Genomic DNA, 674 nt, shown 5'->3' with positions numbered 1-674 from the left:
GAATCGAGCGGCTCCTGCCGGAACTTGCGGGCCGAATTCAGGCCAAAGCAGTTCGCGTACCGACGGTCAACGTCTCGTGCCTGGATATCACGCTGCAAACGGCGCGTGATACCGATGCTGTGGAAATCAACCGAATCTTGCGTGAGGCCGCCACCAGCGGCCCGCTCAAAGGCCTGCTGGCATACACCGAATTGCCGCATGCCAGTTGTGATTTCAACCATGACCCTCATTCGGCCATTGTCGATGCGAGTCAGACCCGAGTTTCCGGCCCCCGGCTGGTAAACCTGCTGGCCTGGTTCGATAACGAATGGGGTTTTGCCAATCGAATGCTCCACGTTGCGGACCATTTCTTGCGCGTCGCGGATCAACAACAGTAAAAAACAGGCACGCCTCATGACCGTGTTGAAGATGACCGACCTCGATCTGCAAGGTAAGCGTGTGCTGATTCGCGAAGACCTCAACGTCCCGATCAAGGACGGCGTTGTCAGTAGCGATGCCCGAATCCTTGCTTCGCTGCCGACCATCAAGCTGGCGCTGGAGAAGGGTGCTGCCGTACTGGTCTGCTCGCACCTGGGCCGTCCGACCGAAGGCGAGTTCTCGGCCGAGAACAGCCTCAAGCCGGTTGCCGACTACCTGAGCAAGGCGCTGGGCCGTGAAGTCCCGCTGGTTGCCGA

General features: G+C 59.3%; 1 protein-coding gene and 1 pseudogene. Both read left to right on the top strand.

Translation table 11 applies throughout. From position 1 onward, the window contains the following. A pseudogene (locus NRB16_RS28870) lies at positions 1 to 377 on the top strand (erythrose-4-phosphate dehydrogenase); the annotation flags it as partial. 16 nt (positions 378 to 393) lie between these two features. Next, the coding region (gene pgk / locus NRB16_RS28865) for a phosphoglycerate kinase (RefSeq protein WP_257107562.1) at positions 394 to 674 on the top strand (281 nt) is incomplete at its 3' end.

The sequence above is a fragment of the Pseudomonas sp. LJDD11 genome, assembly GCF_024584215.1.
Taxonomy (GTDB): Bacteria; Pseudomonadota; Gammaproteobacteria; order Pseudomonadales; family Pseudomonadaceae; genus Aquipseudomonas.
The sequence above is the reverse complement of the archived record's forward strand: the minus strand, read 5'-3'. Positions and strand labels throughout refer to the sequence as shown.